Origin of the sequence: Paenibacillus bovis (assembly GCF_001421015.2) — a bacterium.
Lineage (GTDB): Bacteria > Bacillota > Bacilli > Paenibacillales > Paenibacillaceae > Saccharibacillus > Saccharibacillus bovis.
Genome location: NZ_CP013023.1, coordinates 3,328,394 through 3,349,159, shown reverse-complemented (window position 1 = coordinate 3,349,159; position 20,766 = coordinate 3,328,394). Strand labels below are relative to the sequence as shown.

The 20,766-nt window shown below is 47.0% G+C and carries 16 protein-coding genes; 10 read left to right on the top strand and 6 right to left on the bottom strand.

What is annotated here, in order from left to right; genetic code table 11:
- The first annotated feature begins 173 nt into the window (after positions 1-173).
- Positions 174-1,136 (top strand): pectate lyase, encoded by a 963-nt coding sequence (gene pelA, locus AR543_RS14275; RefSeq protein WP_060535150.1) that lies wholly within the window; start codon positions 174-176, stop codon positions 1,134-1,136.
- A gap of 110 nt (positions 1,137-1,246) precedes the next feature.
- Here the strand turns inward: pelA and AR543_RS14270 are convergent, their stop codons facing one another.
- On the bottom strand, positions 1,247-2,062 hold the full coding sequence (locus tag AR543_RS14270; protein WP_060535149.1) for a M15 family metallopeptidase: 816 nt from the start codon (positions 2,060-2,062) through the stop codon (positions 1,247-1,249).
- Positions 2,063-2,312: 250 nt separating this feature from the next.
- On the opposite strand from AR543_RS14270, the gene AR543_RS14265 reads away from it, so the two are divergent.
- Positions 2,313-3,446 carry an NAD(P)/FAD-dependent oxidoreductase gene (locus AR543_RS14265; protein ID WP_060535148.1) on the top strand — a complete coding sequence of 378 codons (1,134 nt, stop codon included), beginning with the start codon at positions 2,313-2,315 and terminating at the stop codon, positions 3,444-3,446.
- 311 nt (positions 3,447-3,757) lie between these two features.
- Entirely contained in the window at positions 3,758-10,804 is a 7,047-nt protein-coding gene (locus AR543_RS14260) for a non-ribosomal peptide synthetase (RefSeq protein WP_060535147.1), read from the top strand.
- Here the strand turns inward: AR543_RS14260 and AR543_RS24890 are convergent.
- From AR543_RS24890 to AR543_RS14250, 3 genes are all read right to left on the bottom strand, one after another.
- Entirely contained in the window at positions 10,776-10,901 is a 126-nt protein-coding gene (locus tag AR543_RS24890) for a hypothetical protein (RefSeq protein ID WP_257790503.1), read from the bottom strand. The genes AR543_RS14260 and AR543_RS24890 overlap by 29 nt on opposite strands.
- A 255-nt stretch (positions 10,902-11,156) precedes the next feature.
- Positions 11,157-11,621, bottom strand: a complete 465-nt coding sequence (locus tag AR543_RS14255; protein ID WP_060535146.1) for a hypothetical protein — start codon at positions 11,619-11,621, stop codon at positions 11,157-11,159.
- A 135-nt stretch (positions 11,622-11,756) separates the two neighbouring features.
- The gene (locus AR543_RS14250; RefSeq protein WP_060535145.1) at positions 11,757-12,221 is read right to left on the bottom strand and encodes a hypothetical protein; all 465 of its coding nucleotides are present in this window, start codon (positions 12,219-12,221) and stop codon (positions 11,757-11,759) included.
- Between the two features lie 292 nt (positions 12,222-12,513).
- Between AR543_RS14250 and AR543_RS14245 the strand changes: the two genes are divergently transcribed.
- Both AR543_RS14245 and AR543_RS14240 read left to right on the top strand, forming a co-directional pair.
- Complete coding sequence (locus tag AR543_RS14245; protein WP_060535144.1) at positions 12,514-12,756, top strand: hypothetical protein; 243 nt, start codon at positions 12,514-12,516, stop codon at positions 12,754-12,756.
- 106 nt (positions 12,757-12,862) lie between these two features.
- Entirely contained in the window at positions 12,863-14,125 is a 1,263-nt protein-coding gene (locus AR543_RS14240) for an FAD-binding protein (RefSeq protein ID WP_060535143.1), read from the top strand.
- Between the two features lie 177 nt (positions 14,126-14,302).
- Here AR543_RS14240 and AR543_RS14235 read toward each other — a convergent pair whose 3' ends face one another.
- Complete coding sequence (locus tag AR543_RS14235; RefSeq protein ID WP_060535142.1) at positions 14,303-15,025, bottom strand: PA5033 family protein; 723 nt, start codon at positions 15,023-15,025, stop codon at positions 14,303-14,305.
- 317 nt (positions 15,026-15,342) lie between these two features.
- Between AR543_RS14235 and AR543_RS14230 the strand changes: the two genes are divergently transcribed.
- The 4 genes from AR543_RS14230 (at position 15,343) to AR543_RS14215 (ending at position 19,058) form a co-directional block, all read left to right on the top strand.
- Positions 15,343-16,533 carry a glycine C-acetyltransferase gene (locus AR543_RS14230; RefSeq protein WP_060535141.1) on the top strand — a complete coding sequence of 397 codons (1,191 nt, stop codon included), beginning with the start codon at positions 15,343-15,345 and terminating at the stop codon, positions 16,531-16,533.
- A gap of 37 nt (positions 16,534-16,570) precedes the next feature.
- Complete coding sequence (locus tag AR543_RS14225) at positions 16,571-17,530, top strand: L-threonine 3-dehydrogenase (protein ID WP_060535140.1); 960 nt, start codon at positions 16,571-16,573, stop codon at positions 17,528-17,530.
- 265 nt (positions 17,531-17,795) lie between these two features.
- Positions 17,796-18,161: an ArsR/SmtB family transcription factor gene (locus AR543_RS14220; RefSeq protein WP_060535139.1), complete on the top strand. Its 366-nt coding sequence runs from the start codon at positions 17,796-17,798 to the stop codon at positions 18,159-18,161.
- Positions 18,162-18,257: 96 nt separating this feature from the next.
- Positions 18,258-19,058 (top strand): SDR family NAD(P)-dependent oxidoreductase, encoded by an 801-nt coding sequence (locus AR543_RS14215; RefSeq protein WP_060535138.1) that lies wholly within the window; start codon positions 18,258-18,260, stop codon positions 19,056-19,058.
- On the opposite strand, the gene AR543_RS14210 is transcribed toward AR543_RS14215, so the two are convergent.
- Positions 19,059-19,544, bottom strand: coding sequence for a nucleoside deaminase (locus AR543_RS14210; RefSeq protein ID WP_060535137.1), 486 nt, complete (start codon positions 19,542-19,544; stop codon positions 19,059-19,061).
- A gap of 254 nt (positions 19,545-19,798) precedes the next feature.
- On the opposite strand from AR543_RS14210, the gene AR543_RS14205 reads away from it, so the two are divergent.
- Positions 19,799-20,743 (top strand): alpha/beta hydrolase, encoded by a 945-nt coding sequence (locus tag AR543_RS14205; protein WP_335582694.1) that lies wholly within the window; start codon positions 19,799-19,801, stop codon positions 20,741-20,743.
- The last annotated feature ends 23 nt before the right edge of the window (positions 20,744-20,766 follow it).

Sequence of the window (20,766 nt, the reverse complement as noted above, 5' to 3'; positions counted from 1 at the left end):
AAAAAGAGAATCGATATCATTGACACGAAAATGCATAATATGTAAAATTACCACATGTTTGATAACGTTTACATAATAATGTAGTGTGAGTACTTCTTCTGGAAACACACTACAGAATATCGGAATCAGACATATATTCTGTAATCTAATCTATTTGACGAGGAGAACTGATTATGCAAAAAAACAAATTATGGCTGCTGCTTCAAATCGCAAGTCTGGCAGCAATTCTGGCATTCGTACTACCAACCTTCTCTACGGTTCATGCCGCTGATGGTGACGGCACAACAGCCAGTATATCAGACATTTTGAAAAATCAGCAGGCAGATGGCGGATGGAAAAAATACTATGATGAAACCAGTGGAGACTGGGCCAAGTCAACTATCGATAACAAAGCTACATATACGGAAATTCGCCGCTTGGCCAGCGAATATACCAAAACTCGCAACAGCCAGTACTCGGCTGCAGCTGTCAAAGGCATTAACTTCCTGATCACGATGCAGTATGCCAATGGCGGATGGCCGCAGGTGTACAAAGCATCTGGATATCACCAGCATATCACGTATAACGACAACGCCATGATCAGCGTAATGACCCTGCTGGATGAAGTAGCCAACAAAAAAGGTGATTTTTCCTTTATCGACAGTACACTGGCTGGCAAAAGCAAACAGGCTGTAGACAAAGGAATCGACTGCATTCTGAAAACGCAGGTCGTATCCGGCGGCAAACTGACTGCATGGGGACAGCAGCATGATTCTGTTACCCTGAAGCCGGCGGGCGCGCGCATCTACGAAGTACCTTCCCTGAGCGCAAGCGAGAGCGCAGGTATTGTGGCTTTCCTGAAAACAAGACCTGCCACTTCCCAGATCACTGCATCGATCAAAGCAGCCGAAGACTGGTTCAAAGCAGTCAAAATTACCGGCATCCGTGTCGTGAAAACAAGCTCTGACGTAACCGTAGTCAGCGATCCAAGCGTAACGACACCGATCTGGGCACGTTTCTACGAACTGAACACCAATAAACCGATCTTTGTAGGTCGTGATGGTGTGGTCAAATACCAGCTTAAGGATATCGATCAGGAGAGACGTACCGGTTATGCCTGGTATGGCAACTGGCCTTCCAAGCTTGGAATCAATTAATCTGGATTTGTGCATTCGGATATAAAACAAAGACCTTCTTTCCATAGCGAAAGAAGGTCTTTGTTTTGAGCTACATCTTGATTTACACGTTGGGCTGCATACAGATATCGTCAGGAAGAGGTTGCTTGCTGTGCCTTGTATTCTTCCAGCGTCAGCTGTTTGCGCGATATCTCTCCTGCTATCGTTTTGCCGACATATCGCAGATGCCAGGGCTCGTACGTATAGCCGGTGATACTTTCTTTACCTTTTGGATAGCGGATAATAAATCCATAGGACGCAGCATTTTGGGCGAGCCATTTGGCTTCCTTGGTTCCGGCAAAACAGCCTGTTGCTGCGCAGCGTCCGTTCGATCCGCTCACATCGATAGCAAGTCCGGTCTCATGCTCGCTGGTACCCGGATAAGCGCTGTAAGTACGGGCTTTGGCTTCGCCATCCCGGCGTACATAGGCTTCGAAAATCGCTTTTTGGCGAGCATGGGAGCGATAAGCAGAGACGCCTGCCAGTGGTACATGATCCTGATCGGCCGCAGCAAACATCTGCTTCAGTGCAACTGCTGCTTCCTTGCGCATTTTGCGCTTTTCAATCTTTTCCTTAAATGTAAATCGTACATCGGCATAGACCAGATCTGCTGGCGTATACTTTTCCGGCAGTTTGTTCTGCTTGTTCACCAGTACATCGATCGCTTCCGGATGACTAACCGTCTTCATAGCAGTGCTGGATGTCGGATGCACAGAGACCGGCGAAGCGGAAGCATGGGCTGTGTTGGCAGGCTCTGCTGCTGTAGCAGAAGCATAAGACGCAGCAGTATGTACTCCGCTGGACACCAGGGTATCCGATTGCTGCGCTGTCATACTGTTACTGCCACATGCAGACAAAAGACATATTGTACTGATTATAGCGATCCGGATTCCTTTTTTATTTTTCATCGTACATTCTCCTTTGCAAAAAGCATCTATTCTGGATACAGTCAGGATAAGAGCAGGAGAGCAGCTCGCGCAGCGGCACTTTCCTGTCGGTTGGCTGTATCTATTGTGTCATGTCACAGTATCCATATCGTATCGGACTTGTTGCTGTCTTGTAAACATCTCCTCCGGAATTTGGCATGGATTTCATTTCGACTCATGCTAAGATAGTATAGCGTGTAACCCTAGAGAAGACAGGAAAGGAACTACCGTAATGAAGAAAGTAATTGTAATCGGAGCAGGAATTCTGGGAGCTTCGACAGCGTATCAGCTTGCCCGAGCCGGAGCGGAAGTACTTCTTATCGATCGGCAGGATCAGGGACAGGCTACCGATGCAGCAGCAGGCATTATCTGCCCATGGCTGTCCCAGCGGCGTAATCAGGCCTGGTATCGTCTCGCCAGAGGAGGGGCACAGTTCTATCCCCAGCTGATCCGCGAACTGGAACAAGAAGGAGAGACCGAGACCGGATATGCGCAAGTAGGCGCACTCAGTATTCATACCGATCCCGACAAAATCGGTAAAATGGAAGAGCGGGCACGTCTGCGCAGAGATGATGCACCGGAGATCGGGGACATTACTGTACTCGATGAAGAGCAGACATGCCAGCAATTTCCGCTCTTGCAGGCAGGTTATCAGGCGGTACAGATCAGCGGCGCAGCGCGTATTGATGGACGTGCTCTGCGGGATGCACTGATCCGTTCCGCAGTAAGAAACGGAGCCACACAGATTCACGGCGATGCTATTCTTCAGTGGGAGAGTGACCGAATTACCGGCGTGAAGGTGGGGACTGAATCCTATCATGCCGATGAAGTCGCGGTCTGTGCAGGTGCATGGGCCCATTCGCTGCTGCAGCCGCTAGGAATTGATTTCAAGGTCAGTTTCCAAAAAGCGCAGATTATGCATCTTCAGACGACGAATCAGACGGATACCGGCAGCTGGCCGGTTGTGATTCCACCTACAGATCAGTATCTGTTGGCCTTTGATGATCAGAAGATCGTGATCGGAGCTACTCATGAGAATGATATCGAAGGATATGACACGAGAATCACAGCCGGAGGCATGCAGGAGGTATTGAACAAAGGGCTGGAGCTGGCTCCGGGGCTGATGGACAGCACTTTTCAGGAAGTGCGGGTAGGCTTCCGTCCCTTTACACCGGGATTTCTGCCTGTCATCGGCAGAGTGCCGGGGTGGAAAGGGTTGCTGGCAGCTAATGGACTGGGAGCATCCGGTCTGACCGCCGGTCCTTATCTGGGCAGTCAGCTCGCCAAGCTGGCACTGGAGATGGAGCCGGATATTGCGATAGAAGATTATGATATCAGCAAAGCCATAGAGCAGCTGTCTATCTAAAACACTGATTTAATCCTGTTGGTGCTTATTGTGAAGAGTTCAGAACTTGTGATTATTTGTATATATGTGATCCAGATCAAGGAGCAGCTGCTGCGGTGGCTGCTTCTTTTTGTATCTATATACCTCAACTTCCATCTATACATCTCTTCTCGTATCGATACACATATAAATGTATGCTTAACAGGTTATTCTTTTCCATTGTATACTGATAAGGATGTTGTAATGGTAATAAAAAGAATTTTAAGAAATGTAAGGAAATTAATTTATTGCCTTACTATCCAGTTGGCTACATGCGAAGGGAGCTCTATATAATGGCGAACAAAGACAATAATCCGGGCAATAAGAACGATTCCCGGCAATTTTGGCAGGACTATTTGAAAGGGATTACAGAAACATCTATTCTGCCTCAGCGCTTGATAACGATAGGGCCTGCTCAGGATACATATACTTCCGTCCCACAGCAGCAGGAGCAGATATCCTGCTCGATGGCTCAGGAACTTACTGATTCCCTGATTGAATATGCCAGCAGCAGTGGCATAGCACTGACTACGCTTCTGCAGGCCATCTGGGGAATAGTGCTGCAGAAATATAATAACAGTGACGATGCTGTATTTGGTGTAATGTGCTCTGACAGCGATCAGAAGCATGGATACATAGAAGGACACGGATATACGGAAAAGAATGAATATCCAGCAGCACCGCTCCGCAGCATCCTGCCGGTACGCGTCACGACTTCCCGTACAACCACTTTTCAGGAATTGTGCCTGGAGATTCAGCGAGCCGGGTCGTTGATGCGCAGCTATCCATTTCACACGCTGACAGAACTGCAGCAGCTTGCAGATCTATCGCATCCTCTTGTGGATCATGTACTTGTATTTGAGCAGGGGGCTTCTGATGATGCTTGCCTGGCAGACAGCCGTGCAGATCTAGCATCTTCAGCTTTTGTATCCTCTGCACAGGAACTCATGGATACTCGTTCCTATACAGCTTCAGATCGGAATGGGGATTTGAAGCTGCATTTGGATCGTGATCTGGATTTAGATCGTAATTGGGATTGGGAAAATGACCAGCCTCGCTTTGTTATCCGCATAAGCCTGAAGCAGACGCTGCATATCTCTTTGACCTATGATCCTGCGGTATATGATCGTGATCGTATGCAGCCGGTCTGCCAGCATATTGTCCAGATCGCAGAAGCCGTTATGCAGCATCCCAATGTACCTGTGCATACGCTCTCTATGCTGACAGCAGCAGAGCGCCACCAGCTTATACATACATTTCATGCACAGGCTACAGAGATGCCTCTGCCTGCCCATCAAACAATTCATGAACAATTTGAAGAGTGTTTCCGGCAGTACCCGGATGCTGTAGCCGTTATTTTTAATGGGCAGTCATTGACCTACCGACAGCTGAATGCCCGAGCGAATCAATTGGCGCGTGTGCTACGCAGGAGAGGAGCAGGTCCGGAGCAGATTATCGGTATTATGGCTCATCATTCTCTGGAAATGTTTGTAGGTGTACTCGGTATTATCAAATCGGGTGCTGCTTATCTGCCAATAGATCCTTCGTATCCGGTTCAGCGGACAGCCTATATGCTGGAAGACAGCCGGACAGCTCTGCTGCTGATTCAGCCGGGTCTCCCTATCCCCGACTCGTATACCGGAGCGACTATTCTGCTGGATGCTTCGGTATGGGCGGAGGAAGAAGATCATAATATCGAGCCGCTGCATGATGTTCATCATCTAGCCTATGTGATTTACACCTCAGGTTCGACCGGGCAGCCCAAAGGCGTAATGATCGAGCATCGGGCACTGATTAATCTGTGCAGCTGGCATAATCATACTTTTCACACTTCTCCGGCAGATCGCAGTACCAAGTTGGCGGGTTTTGGATTTGATGCATCGGTGTGGGAGATGTTTCCGCCTTTGCTGGCTGGTATGACAGTACATATTATCGAGGAGAGAATGCGCGGGGATATTTACGCGCTGCAATCGTATTTTGCAGCGCACGAGATTACGATAGCTTTTCTACCTACCCAGCTGGCAGTTCAATTTATGGAGCTGGATCATCCGGGACTCCGTCTGCTGCTGATTGGCGGAGAACGCATCCAGCAATTCAAGCCGCAGTCGTATCAGGTAGTTAACAACTATGGTCCCACCGAAAATACAGTCGTTACGACCAGTGGCGTACTGGACTCGTTCTCTCCGGTGCTGGCAATTGGCAAGCCGGTCAGCAACCACCAGATATGGATTCTGGATCATGCCGGGCAGATGCAGCCTATCGGTGTACCCGGAGAGCTGTGTGTATCCGGAAACGGGCTGGCGCGAGGGTATTTGCACCGTCCCGAGCTGACAGCAGAGCGGTTCACTCCGCATCCTTTATTCCCGGAAGAGAGAATATATCATACCGGAGATTTGGCATGCTGGCTGCCGGATGGGCAGATTGAATATAAAGGAAGACAGGATGAACAGGTCAAGATTCGCGGTTATCGTATTGAACCCGGGGAAATCGATGTTCGGCTGATGCAGCATCCGGCTGTGCGAGAGTCCCTGACTATAGCGCGTCAGGATCAGGAGGGATATGCCTATCTGTGTGCATACATTGTCTCTGACAATACGTGGACCATGAACGAACTGCGGGAACATATTCTTCACACATTACCGGAGTACATGATTCCAGCCCATTTTATACAGATAGATCAGCTGCCTCTTACCGCTAATGGCAAAGTCAACAAATCGGCACTGCCCGAGCCACCGGCTTACTCTTCAGCGTCCTTTGTAGCTCCGGCAACAGACAATGAGATCGCGCTGGCTGCCATGTTTGAAGAGATACTGGGTGTACCGCAAATAGGCGTCCACGATCATTTTTTTGAAAAAGGAGGTCACTCTCTCAAAGCGATGACACTGGTATCCAGAATTCACAGGGAAATGAATATCGATATTCCGCTGAATGAAGTATTTTTAAAGCCAACAGTACAGGAGCTCGCTGCTTCTATCGATACTGCCGAGCAAAGTCTGTTCTACAGTATCCCCCGGGCACCAAAGCAGACCTATTATCCGGTATCCTCTGCGCAGCGGCGTATGTATATGGTGCAGCATATTCAGGATACAGCGACGACTGCCTATAATATTCCGCTTCTTTTTGAAATGAAAGGGCAGCTTGATATCCCGAGGCTAAATACAGCGCTGCAAAAGCTGATACAGCGACATGAGAGTCTGCGGACTTCTTTTCATATGATTCATGGACAGCTGATGCAGCATATTCATGAGGATATATCGTGGAATATGGAGATTAGCGAGACTATAGCAGCGGATCAGCAGAGAGTGCTGCTGTCCTTTATCCGGCCATTTCATCTATCCGAGGCTCCGCTGATGCGTGCCGGACTGTTCCGGCTTGCACATGATCATTATCTGCTCCTGCTGGATATGCATCATATTATCTCGGATGGAGTATCTACCAGTATCCTGTTCGAAGACCTGCTGAAGCTGTACCAGGGAGAAGTATTGCCATCGCTCCCCCTTCAATACAAAGATTATGCTGTCTGGCAGCAATCGGAGCCGGGCAGGTTGAAATGGCAAGAGCATAAGCGGTACTGGCTGCATCAGCTGCAGGGAGAACTGCCGGTTATAGAGCTGCCTGCGGATTATCCGCGTCCTGCTGTACAGGATTACAGAGGGGATGTATGGAAATTCCAATTGGATGAAGAGTTAAACCGTAAAATCCAGCAGCTTTGTCTGGGTCAGGGAGTCACACTCCATATGCTGCTGTTGGCTGCATTTCATCTGCTGTTATCCAAATATACCAATCAGCATGATATGATCACGGGCGCTCCAATCGCCGGACGTTCGCACGCAGATATCCAGTCCATTCCAGGTATGTTCGTCAATATGCTGGCTATGCGTACTTCACCTGAATCGGATCTGCCATTCACCGACTATCTGGCGCAGTGCAAAGAGATGATTGTGCATGCTTATACCCATAGCGATTATCCATTTGAAGAGCTGGTTGAACAGCTGGGTCTTCAAAGAGATGCAAGTCGGCATCCGCTGTTTGACGTACTGTTTGCAGTGCAGAATTTTACCAGACCGGAGTTTCAGTTACCGAATCTGGATATCCTTTCTGTCGAGCCAGGCTGGAATCCCTCCAAGTTCTCCATGAACTGGACGGTACAGGAGGGAGAGACGCTGGATATTGCCATCGAGTACAGTACCAGCCTGTTCCGGGATTCTACTATTGTGCAGATGGCAGAACACTATACCGAGCTGCTTAGACAAATTGTCGCTCATCCGCAGCGAAGCAATGGCGAGCTCAATATGCTGAGTCCTGCCGAGTATGAGCAGCTGACGATTACATTCAACCAGACTGCTGCCTCGTATCCGGGAGATCAGTGTATCCAGGAATTATTCGAACAGCAGTGCAGACTGCATCCGGAGCGGCCCGCAATCATTATGGGTGAACAGCAGCTGACCTATGCCGAGTTGAACCGGCAGGCCAATCAACTCGCTCATGCATTGATCCGTCGTGGTAGCCAACGGAATCCGGACCATACTCCGATTATCGGTCTGATTACCGACCGTTCGCCGGATATGATTATTGCCATTCTGGCTATTCTCAAAGCAGGAGCGGCCTATCTGCCTATCGATCCGACACATCCAGCAGAGCGTATCCTGCGTATGCTGTCCGACAGCGAAGCAGCATGTGTGCTGGTACAGCATCGCCAGCTGTGGGCAGATTCCGACCGCTATGAGGGCGAAGTACTCTACCTGTCGGATCAGCCCGGTCAGACAGAACCGGTATATGCTCCACCTGTAACGGCCCGGCCCGAGCATCCTGCCTATGTTATGTATACATCCGGCTCGACCGGACAGCCCAAAGGCGTCATAGTTACCCACCGGAATATTGTGAAAACAGTAATCAATAACGGTTTTCTGGACATTACACCGCAGGATCGTATTTTGCAGCTGTCCAATTATGCGTTTGACGGTTCTACATTTGATCTGTATGGAACCCTGCTGCATGGTGCGGCACTCGTCCTGGTTACCCGTGAACAGCTGCTGCATCCTGTCGCCCTGATTGATTATATGCGAAGCCAGCAGATTTCGGTCGCTCTGATGACAGTTGCACTGTTCAATACGTTGGTGGAAGTGAATCTGGAAGGTCTAACCGGTCTGCGCAAACTGCTGTTTGGAGGCGAGCAGGCTTCGCGCACTCATGTGGACAAAGCTGTACGTACACTCGGAGAGGGCGTGCTTATCAATGTCTACGGGCCTACGGAAGCGACCGTATGCGCAGCAGTATGGCCGGTTGATCGAATGCTGCTGGAGCACGGACAGCTGCCGATCGGACGCCCGATCCACAATACATCCCTGTATATTCTGAATGCAGCTGGGCAGCCGCAGCCGATCGGTATTACCGGTGAGCTCTGGATCGGTGGAGAGGGTGTATCGATGGGATATCTGCGTCGGCCGGAGCTCACAGCCGAACGATTCGTTGATAATCCGTGGATACCTGGTACACTCATGTACCGTTCGGGAGATTTGGCACGCTGGCTACCGGATGGCAATATAGATTATCAGGGACGAATCGATGAGCAGGTCAAGATCCGCGGCAACCGGATTGAGTTGGGCGAAATTGAAGCAGCACTGCTGGAGTATCCGTCTATCCAGGAAACGGTCGTTATCGCTCTTCAAAAAGACCATTCCTATTCCAGCCTGTGTGCGTATATCGTAACAGATGCAGCATGGACAACCAGTGAGCTGCGAGCTCATCTAGGCGTGCGGATACCGGACTATATGATCCCTTCGCGGTTTATCTCGCTGGATCAGCTGCCGCTGACGCCAAATGGCAAAGTAGACAAACGGGCTCTGCCTGTTCCTCATATTGATGAAGATCGCGAGAGGGTTGCTCCACGTACTGACACAGAAAATAACCTGATCCGGCTCGTAGCCGAAGTCATGGAAATGCAACCGGAACAGATCAGTATGAACGATAATCTGTTCAATATTGGCGGTCACTCGCTCAGCATTCTGAAAATTATCGGCAAAGCGCATACCATCGGCTGGAAGCTGGAGATGAAAGAATTCTATATTTATCGTTCTTTTGCCGAATTGGCGCATAAAATAGACGCAGGGGAGTCACTGCCTCCGGAAGCAGTAGAGCCATCTACATTTACTCCGGGCATTCCTGTACCTGTTCCTGCTATGTCGATCCAGAAAAGGTCCAATGCGCCGCAGTCGATCTTGCTGCTGGGAGCGACCGGCTTCCTGGGTATTCATATTCTGCATGAACTGCTGTCTACCGCTACTGCCAGAATCACCTGCCTGATTCGCGGCGAAAACGAACAGCAGGCTAGGGAACGATTGAACGGGAAGTTGCAATTTTACTTTGCCTCCCGGTATGGCCAGCATACAATAGATCACTGGATGAGTCGCATTCATGTACGTCATGGGGATATGACCGAGCATCGATGGGGCATGGACGATAGGGACATGCAGAAGCTGGGAGAATCGGTAGAGGCTGTGATTCATACAGCGGCCCTGGTAAAGCATTACGGATTCTATGAAGAGTTTGAGCGTGTGAATGTACAGGGAACCCGTTATGCAGCAGAATTTTGCCGTGATTTCCATCTGCCGCTGCACTATGTCTCAACACTGAGCGTATCAGGATCGTATGCACCGGAGAGCCGAGAAAATCTGATATTCACAGAAAAAGACCTCTATATCGGTCAGGACTATCAATCCAACGTATATCTGCGCAGCAAGTTCGAGGCCGAAGCGCTGCTGATCGAGGAAATGCGATCCGGACTGGATGTATCCATTTACCGGGTAGGGAATCTGACTGGGCGCTATACAGATGGGCAGTTCCAGGAGAATATCCAGGAGAATATGTTCTATCTTTCCCTCAAAGCACTCGCTATGCTGGGAGGAGCAGAACCTGCCATTATGCAGGAAAGGGTCGATCTCACTCCGGTGGATATCTGTGCAGCAGCGATCGTACGGCTGATGCATACTCCGGATATTCAGGATTATGTATTTCATCTGCATAATCCACACGATGTGAGCTACGGCGAGATCTGTGCAATATGGACGGAGTACGGATTCAGACAAACAGCCATGAGCCGTGAAGAAATGAAGATCCAGCAGCAAAAGCTGCAATCGACCGACCAGATGCTTGCCGGAATTGTGACGACTTTATTCGAATCAACCGAGCCGGTTAATATTCGCATCGATGTACAGCATACGCTATCTGTGCTGAATAATATCGGATTTACTTATCCCGTACCGGATAAGGAGTATTTTAGAAAGATGATACATTACGCGGTACAGAGCGGATTTATGTATTCGGAGTCTTCAATTTGTTGACAGGATCATCTACCGATTGTAGACTGCCTGACACCAGCACCAGCACCAGCACCAGCACCAGCACCAGCACCAGCACCAGCACCAGCACCAGCACCAAGATTAATAGTTAATACCAACAAATACGAACACGTCAAAGCGACCCTGATCCGATATCCAGGGTCGCTTTGATGTGTTTTGCATTTACACGGTCAAGCGTCGGGGAAAGAATCATTCCATTTTACGAAATTCGCCTTACAGAATTCGCCGACTTCTACTTGGCTGTAAGCTATCTAAACATATAACTCTACAGCAGAGCGCAATGATCTGAGCTCATTACTCCGATATCTCGTATTATCCTGCTCTTCTGAGATTATCAAGACCAGCGGTCAAACCAGTAAATATCGGTAATGATCTCCTGATCCATCGGAACTTTATACGTTTCATGCAGCCATTGCAGACTATTCATCTTGTCCTTGACCACTTTGGCCTCTTCCGGTGTGAGCTGCTTGTCAATCACTTCGATAACAATATGATCGCTCCAGAAGTCATCAAAAATGACCCGCGCCCCAATAGCGGCTTCAAGTGCTTTGTAAAAACGTACACGCGGTTCGCTTTTTCCTGCCATAATCGTCTCCATAAAATCAATCGAAAAGCGTACACTATGATAATTGATAGACTCTACCATAGGTGCAGGCTGTACCGTGGATACCTGATTGCTGGTTACAGCTGTGGAAGAGAGGACATCGGATTTTTTAATATTGGCAGCAGAAGCAGACGTTCCACCAATCGTTATAACAAGCATGGAAATGGACAGCATAAGTGCGGGCCATTTTTTCATTGTAAAGCCTCCTGTATACATGATGGTAATATCTGTTGGTGCGTAATCTCCTGAACAGAATGCAATTAATGAAATAAGAGAGTCGTACCATTTTACGTGTTATACGAATTCATTCGATGAAGCTTTATTCATTCATCAAGCCCAGCGGTCAAACCAGTAAATATCGGTAATGATCTCCTGATCCATTGGAACGTTATACGTCTCATGCAGCCATTGCAGACTATTGATCTTGTCCTTGACCACTTTGGCTTCTTCCGGCGTAAGCTCTTTGTCGATCACTTTGATAATAATATGGTCGTTCCAGAAATCATAAAAGATGACCGGTGCTCCAATAGCTCCTTCAAGCGCCTGATAAAACCGTCCACGTGGCTCACTATCTCCTGCCATGATCGTCTCCATGAAATCGATGGAGAAACGCACACTGTGGTAATTCTCGACGCCCTGATAGCGTGAAGACTGTACAGCGGCAGCCTGATGGCTGTTTGGAGCAGTAGAAGAAACAGCGTTCGATTTCTCGACCTCGGCGGCAGAAGCAGAAGCGGTGCCGAGACTTATAGCAAGCAGAGAAACAGACAACACAAGAGCAGACCACTTTTTCATTGTAAAACCTCCTGTATAAGTGATGGTAATGTCCAAAGCCATATGTATGTATTCAATATATTTGTAGTGTAGGTATATGAGTTTGGATACACCTAGAGTATATATCAATTCATTTTTCTTTAATATGCTTTAATTGTAAAATTATAGTATTAATTCTGAATATATAATGAACAGCTCTAATTTAAAGAAGATACACAGCCAGATAGAGACCATCAAGAGAGGACTCCAGCTGGTCGATAGAGTCCAGGATTTGCTACAATAGATCCGACACTTTATATAGAGAAGAGGATGTATGGTGAAGAAAAGATATGTGGAACATACGATTATTTCCAGTGAGAAAAAAGATGATTTTGGCAGGCAGCTGGCAGGTGTAATCGTAGACTATCAGAACAAAGGTCTCGAATGCGAAATTCAATATTCTTTGGCAGGTGTGCCTTTGCGCGAAGTTGGCGAGTGGGAAGTAACGGTTACCTCGGCATTGATCTACAGTGCACTGGTTCTCGGTTACCGTACAGAACAGGGCGTATCCTCCTAGAAATGATACTCTTAAAATTGGATATTCTGGATTTACATCCAAAAAGTTTGTTATATTAAATAGATCAAGATGACAATATTATATTTCCAATACGGGAGGGTGCCACGTGAGCTATCAAAACTGGGCCGGTAACTATACATACGGCGCGACTGAACTGATCTACCCTGAAAATATGGAACATCTGCAGCAGCTCGTAAAGGAACATCCAAAAATCAAAGTACTCGGCAGTGGCCATACCTTTAACGCAATTACAGATACAGATCATGTATTTATATCGCTTCGGAAGTGGAATCGTATATTGAAATTGAATAAGGAAAAGGAGACAGTAACCGTAGAAGGCGGAGCGACATATGGCGAGCTTTGTGCACAGCTAAGTGAAACCGGTTACGCGCTTCATAATCTGGCATCACTGCCGCATATTACGGTAGCAGGTGCGGTAGCAACATCGACGCATGGCTCGGGTAGCCATAATGTAAGTCTATCTGCCGCCGTAGAAAGCATCGAACTGATAGACGCGAGCGGGGAAGTGCATACATTCAACCGCGGAGATGAGGAGTTTGCCGGTGTGGCGGTTCATCTCGGTGCGCTTGGTATTATCACCAAGCTGACGCTGAAGGTGGTACCTGCCTATACAATAAAACAATTTGTTTATGAGAATCTGCCCGTAGCGCAGCTGAAAGATCATGCGGAGGATATTTTTGCAAGCGCTTATAGTGTAAGTCTGTTTACCGATTGGCAGCAGCCCCGATTCCATCAGGTATGGACGAAAAGTATGGAGTCGGATGGAGCAAGCTATGAAGGACGTACGGATTTCTATGGAGCAACACCTGCGAAAGTTCCTTTGCATCCATTGCCGGATATGCATGCGGAAAATTGTACAGAACAGCTCGGTAAGCCCGGAATGTGGCATGAGCGGCTTGCGCATTTCAAAATGGAATTTACACCGAGTGCCGGCAAGGAATTGCAGAGCGAATATCTGATGTCATTTGAACATGTCTATGAGGCGAGTCTGGCTGTACATGAGCTGCGGGAGCATCTGGCACCTGTACTGTTTGTGAGTGAGGTTCGTACGATCGCTGCAGACGATTTGTGGATGAGTCCTTTTTATAATCAGCCATCCGTAGCTTTTCATTTTACCTGGAGAGATGATTGGCAGGCAGTTGAGCGTGTACTCCCCTTTATTGAGAAAGCGCTGGCGCCGTTCCATGCACGTCCGCATTGGGGCAAATTATTTACGGTTCCGGCTGAACAGCTGCAGCAGCAATTTGACAAGCTGCCGAAATTCCGGGAATTGATCGAGAAGTATGATCCGCAGGGTAAATTCAGCAATGCATTTTTGGATAAGTATATTCGTAACAGAACGCAATAGAGCGAGTGAATGATGCGAATCTATATATTTCATCTAAAGTCTAACTGGCATAGCTGGTCTGCCAAATCCAGTGAGATCCGCTCCTGATAACTATCTAACACAAAAAACGCCCAACCTGAACTTCATTGGTTGGGCGTTTTTGCATACCTTTTGCATACATTTAGAGGAACCACGTATTTATATACCTAAATTTGTTTTGAGTCGATCATTGATCGCAAAAGTACCTGCGGAAGTGGAATAGATAATCTCGTTTCCTGCTACATTGTCCTGATTATAAATACCTGCAAGTGTCCAATTGGCAGGCATAGCATAAGAGTTGGTTATTCCTGTATTCTCATGGAAAATCTTAATACCGCCGACAACTCCCATATTCAGTGCAATTTCACTACCGGCTACACCATCCAGATCGGTAATTCCTCCAGAGATCAGAATCCAATTGTTGCCGATATTATAGTCTTTCATAGTTTTAGTGTTATCATGCACGAATCTCAGGGTTCCATTAACGTTAAAGACTAACTCGGCTCCCGGAATACCGTCTGTATCTGCAATACCTCCATTTAGAAGCCACCAATTCCCTCCAAGGGAATACGTACTCATGGTCTGCGAAGCATCGTGTATAATTTTCAAAGTACCGTTTACATTAAAGATAAGATCGGTTCCTGGAACTCCATCTGTATCGCCCGTACCCATAAAGAACCAGTTTTGCGTGAGTGGGTATGTACGCGTTTTACCGTTGGCTTCTTTGATCGTAATGGTGAAGCCACTATTGTAAACGGTCTCAATCGATCCATCGCCATTCGTATCCCATCCACCCATCACAATATCGGCTGCATGACTCGTAGGTAGATACGTACAAAACAGGGTAGCAGATATAAGCAGGCTCCATATTCTTTTTTTCATTAAGCATTCCTCCAATAGTAAAAGTGGTGTGTACAAAGATAATCATTCGATCTTTTATACTTAAATTCCTTCTTATGGATAATTTTAGTTCATTTATTTTTCGGTATTCCTGAAATGGATTTAGTGGCGGTTGCTTCCAGAAAGGGTGAAAGCAATCGCTATATTTTTTATGGGTATTTTTAATTTTGTCCGTCATATGTGTACAAAAAATAAAAAAGATGATACATTGAAATTAGTATATATCCTTTCATAACAAGGTTTCTGATTAAAAAATATGTCTCTCTCACAAGGACATATGTATACCGGGGAGGAATGGGATGTCGAGCCAAGCATTAGAGCAATTTTTAAGTTCAAACATTGAAGATCTAAAGAAGAAGGGTCTATATAATGTTATCGACACGCTGCAGGGTGCAAATGGTCCTGTGATTCGTATTGGTGGAAAGTCTCTAATCAATCTGTCCTCTAATAACTATTTGGGTTTGGCAACGGATCCTCGTTTGATTGATGCTTCTGTTAAGGCGTCGCAAACATATGGGGCCGGCGCAGGAGCTGTGAGAACCATTAATGGCACGATGGATCTTCATATTGAGCTTGAAGAAAAACTGGCCCATTTCAAAAAAACAGAAGCCGTTATCGTGTATCAATCGGGATTCAACTGCAATATGGCTGCTATATCCGCGGTCATGGACCAGCATGATGCTATTTTATCCGATGAGCTGAACCATGCTTCGATTATTGATGGGTGCCGTCTGTCGAGAGCCAAGGTGATTCGCTTCAAGCATTCGGATATGGATGATTTAAGACAGCAGGCAAAAGCTGCCAAGGAATCCGGTCTGTACCAAAAAGTTATGGTTATCACCGACGGGGTTTTCTCTATGGATGGTGATATCGCCAAGCTGCCTGAAATCGTGGACATCGCAGAAGAATTCGATTTGATTACTTATGTGGATGATGCACACGGTTCGGGCGTTCTCGGATCTGGTGCGGGAACGGTGAAGCATTTTGGATTGTCTGACCGCATTGACTTTCAAATCGGTACACTTTCCAAGGCGATTGGCGTTGTCGGCGGTTATGTAGCAGGTAAAAAACAACTGATCGAGTGGTTGAAGCTGAGAAGCCGTCCGTTTTTGTTCTCGACATCGTTACCGCCGGCTGCAGTCGCTTCTTGTATCGCATCTGTCGACATTTTGATGAACGACAAAGAGTTGATCGAGAAGCTGTGGGAGAACGGTGATTATTTGAAAAATGGTTTGAGCCGGCTTGGATATAATATAGGACAAAGCGAAACGCCGATCACACCCTGTATCATTGGCGATGAGGTAACCACTCAACAGTTCAGCAAACGGCTCTATGAAGAAAGCGTTTACGCCAAGGCAATCGTGTTTCCAACAGTTCCAAAAGGAACCGGAAGAATACGTAATATGCCAACAGCTGCCCATACCAGGGAGATGCTGGACCAGGTCATCTCCGTTTATGAGCAAGTTGGCAAGGAAATGAAGCTGATTTAGCCACATTCGCGAGAGTATATTTCGGGAGGAATGTCTTGTGAACAAGATTTTGGTAACTGGAGCACTGGGCCAGATCGGTTCTGAGTTGGTTGTTAAATTACGCGAGATTTATGGTGCGGATCACGTTATTGCTACGGATCTCAGGTCTTCCGCCCATGAAATTACCCGATCCGGACCATTCGAGCTGCTGGATGTAACGAATGGTCAGTCAATGTTCGAAATTGCCAAGCGGTACGAAGTGGATACCGTTATCCATTTGGCTGCACTGCTGTCGGCTACGGCAGAAGAGAAACCGTTGCTTGCCTGGAATTTGAATATGGGCGGATTGATGAACGCTCTTGAAGTATCCAGAGTGCTGGGCTGCCAATTTTTCACGCCAAGTTCTATTGGAGCTTTTGGCCCTTCGACTCCGAAGGACAATACTCCGCAGGATACGATCCAGAGACCCAATACGATGTATGGCGTGAACAAAGTGTCCGGCGAACTGCTCTGTGATTATTATTTTCACAAATATGGTCTGGATACCAGAGGACTGCGATTCCCGGGTCTGATATCTTATATGACGCCTCCGGGTGGAGGGACGACAGATTACGCGGTGGAAATTTATTACGCTGCCATTACGTCTGGTCGCTATACCTCTTATATCGCCAAGGATTCAAATATGGATATGATGTATATGCCAGATGCCCTGGATGCCATCATCAACTTAATGGAAGCGGATTCATGCCGATTAACGCATCGGAACTCATTTAATGTTACCGCAATGAGTGTAGATCCAGAGGCGATTGCTGCAGCTATTCGGGAGGAGTTGCCCGGTTTTATTCTCGATTATGACGTTGATCCGAAGAGACAGGCGATTGCCGATAGCTGGCCGCATTCCATTGATGCGACAGCAGCGAAAACAGAGTGGGGATTTCAGGCTCGTTACGATTTGAAGGCTATGACAAAGGATATGCTTTCAAAGCTAAGTGAGAGACAACTGCTTCGCAAGGCTTAAAGTCGTTGGGAATTCGCTATGCAAATCGAGTAGACGTACAAAAGAAGCTGAATTAAGAGGTTTGGTGTTGCGTGGACCTGTTAGTACAGCTTTTTTGTTTATCCTTTCGCTCAAGCCTGTTTCTGATCTGTAGTTCAGCAGATAAAGAGTAAAGGATAAGCTTGGTCTGTCATTTGAGTGGGATTTCAGGGTTGCTTTCTCTGTCGCAATTCATTATAGTAATCAAGTAATCAAATATTTAATCATTCCAAACAGGCGGGATACCATGAAAGAATACGGCGAGCAGGATGAACTGCTGGAACAAAAGAAAGCTCTAATACAGGAAATTCGCAAGTCTACCGATATTTTCAAAGCGATGGCAGATCCGATCCGACAGGATATTCTGATGATGTTCATGATATCCAAACGAATGAATGTGGCACAGGTGGTCGCACAATCTCCCTTGTCCAGACCCGCTGTATCCCATCATTTGCGCATTTTGAAGCAGGCTGGAATTCTATATTCCATCAAAGAAAAAACAGAAGTATATTACCATTTGTCTTTTGATGATGCCGTTATCAAGCAGCTTCAATCTATCATTCAGGCTGCCGAAAAGGTTATCCATCATCCGGACAAAAATATATCGGAGTAACAAAATTGGCTTTCTTGCAGAAATGAAAGAGAGTCATTTTTTTGAATATAATGATTAAGAGTTTGATTATTTGATCATAATAAAGGAGGATATGAAATGAACTATTCACAAAAAACAGCACTTGTCACTGGAGCTTCTTCGGGAATCGGTGAAGTATTCGCTCATGAGCTTGCCCAAAAAGGATGCGATCTCGTATTGGTAGCTCGCTCGGAGGAGAAACTTCAACAGATCGCTGCTAATCTTCAGAATACTTTTTCTATTCGTGTTACTGTCATTTCTACCGATCTCTCCATAATCGGCGCAGATGATTATATCAAAGGAGAAATCGATAGACTTGGGTTGTCGGTGGATATTCTTATCAATAATGCAGGATTTGGCACACTGGGTCGATTCGATGAGATTCCTCTGGAACGGATCAGACAGGAGATGCAGCTGAATATGTTGTCTTTAACAGGATTGACACAGCAGTTTCTGGGAGAGTTGAAGGAGCGTAGAGAGGGAGTAATTGTAAACGTAGCTTCTCTAACAGCCTTTCAGCCTGTACCCTATATGGCCGTATACGCAGCTACCAAAGCTTATGTCCTTTCTTTTACGGAGGCCTTGTGGGCGGAATATCACAACAGTGGTGTACGGATTATGGCGCTATGCCCGGGCGAGACCAAAAGCTCCTTTCATATCACGTCCGGTTCGGAGCATCTGACCAGCAAGCGAATGGAACCGATCGATGTCGTCCATGCAGCCTTTCGAGCCATTGATAAAGATTGCAGCAGCGTCATTGCAGGACGTGGCAATTATATCATGGCTCAGCTCCCCAGATGGCTGCCACGTAACACAGTTGTTCGGCTTATGAAACGTGTATTTCAACCAGCTTTGTCTGCTATTGAACACAACTTATGACTACTGCTTCTGTTGGTTATGCATCTGACGGTGCAGTAGATATACTTTTTCAGCCAGTTCGGGAACCGGTCCATCTACCGGCGTATCGCGAATGACCTGCTCGATGGACAGCGTATGTACCCGGGAAGGCTCGTCATTCCACTCGGCAAGCCACTGTTCCAGCTGTGCAGATGAACTTGCATAGACGATACGTCCCAGTCCTACCCAGCCATGGGCAGCAGCGCACATAGCGCAATGCTCGCCTGATGTGTATACCGTTGCGCGTGCACGTTCTTCTGGTGTCATATGAGCAGCTGCCCAACGGGCCAGAGCAAATTCGGGATGCTGCGTATCATCTCCTCCGGCAATACGATTATAATCTTCTGCGAGCACCCTGCCGTCTTCTGATACCAGAATAGAACCAAATGGAGCATTGCCGCCATTCAGTGCTTCTTCAGCGAGTTCAATACAGCGCTCTAAATAACGTAAATCCTGATGGGTAATCATGAGATAACCTCCTGTTTCAAATAAGCTATTTTTCAGTTATTAATCTTTTTTCGTTGAAAGCGACCATAACTAAGGTGACATCTGTTTTTTTTCTAAAATAGTTTGGACAGCTTCACTCTTTTTGCAAATCGTAACTAATATTAAGATATTCTTCAAAAAAAAGTGACGTCAAACGCTGATTAATCAGTATTTGACGCTTTTTTTTAAAAGTTAGTACATTTAAAGGAAAAAAGGGTAATAGCATTAGAGAACTAATGCTAGAAACGATTCATTTTCAGTTTAAACGGTTAAAAAGCGAGGTTATCCTAATGTTCACCCATACGGCTGCAAGGTTACTTCGTCTTTTCCCCAATCAGGCGAAAAAGACGCCCATGCTCCCCTTCGAGCCAGTGAAGGAAAAAAAAGAGATGAAAGTAGAGACATCTGTAAAACTTACGGATATTTCCTTCTATTATCCCTCGGAAACCACACTGAAAAAACTCCCGTTGTATATTAATTTTCACGGGGGAGCGTTCATCATGCACGACAAGGAGATGGACGATCCGTACTGCCGTTACCTGGCCAACCGGACGGCATGCATCATTGCGAATGTAGAGTACGCAAAAGCGCCGGAGTATCCTTTTCCCAATCCAGTCGAACAAGTCTATGAAGTGTTTCGATGGATCCAGAGCAGAGCCGACGATTTGAACATTGACACGAAAAAAATGATGGTCGGCGGACAAAGCTCGGGAGCCAATCTGGCCGCTGCGCTCTGTCTCTATTTGGAGGAAAAAAAGGAAAAGCAACCGCTGCTACAAGTGCTGTCATGCCCGATGCTGGATTTTGCGACTCCGCATGCCAACAAGCCGGAAACGGACAAATGGCGGGCACGATATCCCCAGGCCGCTCACTTTTTGAACATGTGCTACGTCCCGGAAAAAGGTCAAGCAGAACATCCTCTCGCTTCTCCGGTTCGCGCTGTCGTAAGCGAACATTTGGCACCCGCCCTTATTCTCATCGCAGAACATGATGCTTTCAGGCCAGAAGCGGAATGTTATGCGGAGAAATTAAAGGAAGCTGGGGTACATATTGAGGAAAAAGTATTCAAAGACTGCAAACACGCTTTTACTCACCTGGGTCCAAAAGAAAAAGCGGAGGAAGCCTGGGAATTGATCGCACGTAAAATCAGAGAAACGGCGAATGAGCGGTATGCAGAATAAAGTAAGGCATATGCCGGCTTGGC

Bases quoted from the DNA above. Each gene is read 5' to 3' on its own strand.
- pelA (WP_060535150.1), top strand. From the start codon at position 174: ATGCAAAAAAACAAATTATGGCTGCTGCTTCAAATCGCAAGTCTGGCA.
- AR543_RS14270 (WP_060535149.1), bottom strand. From the start codon at position 2,062: ATGAAAAATAAAAAAGGAATCCGGATCGCTATAATCAGTACAATATGT.
- AR543_RS14265 (WP_060535148.1), top strand. From the start codon at position 2,313: ATGAAGAAAGTAATTGTAATCGGAGCAGGAATTCTGGGAGCTTCGACA.
- AR543_RS14260 (WP_060535147.1), top strand. From the start codon at position 3,758: ATGGCGAACAAAGACAATAATCCGGGCAATAAGAACGATTCCCGGCAA.
- AR543_RS14255 (WP_060535146.1), bottom strand. From the start codon at position 11,621: ATGAAAAAATGGCCCGCACTTATGCTGTCCATTTCCATGCTTGTTATA.
- AR543_RS14250 (WP_060535145.1), bottom strand. From the start codon at position 12,221: ATGAAAAAGTGGTCTGCTCTTGTGTTGTCTGTTTCTCTGCTTGCTATA.
- AR543_RS14245 (WP_060535144.1), top strand. From the start codon at position 12,514: ATGGTGAAGAAAAGATATGTGGAACATACGATTATTTCCAGTGAGAAA.
- AR543_RS14235 (WP_060535142.1), bottom strand. From the start codon at position 15,025: ATGAAAAAAAGAATATGGAGCCTGCTTATATCTGCTACCCTGTTTTGT.
- AR543_RS14230 (WP_060535141.1), top strand. From the start codon at position 15,343: ATGTCGAGCCAAGCATTAGAGCAATTTTTAAGTTCAAACATTGAAGAT.
- AR543_RS14220 (WP_060535139.1), top strand. From the start codon at position 17,796: ATGAAAGAATACGGCGAGCAGGATGAACTGCTGGAACAAAAGAAAGCT.
- AR543_RS14215 (WP_060535138.1), top strand. From the start codon at position 18,258: ATGAACTATTCACAAAAAACAGCACTTGTCACTGGAGCTTCTTCGGGA.
- AR543_RS14210 (WP_060535137.1), bottom strand. From the start codon at position 19,544: ATGATTACCCATCAGGATTTACGTTATTTAGAGCGCTGTATTGAACTC.
- AR543_RS14205 (WP_335582694.1), top strand. From the start codon at position 19,799: ATGCTAGAAACGATTCATTTTCAGTTTAAACGGTTAAAAAGCGAGGTT.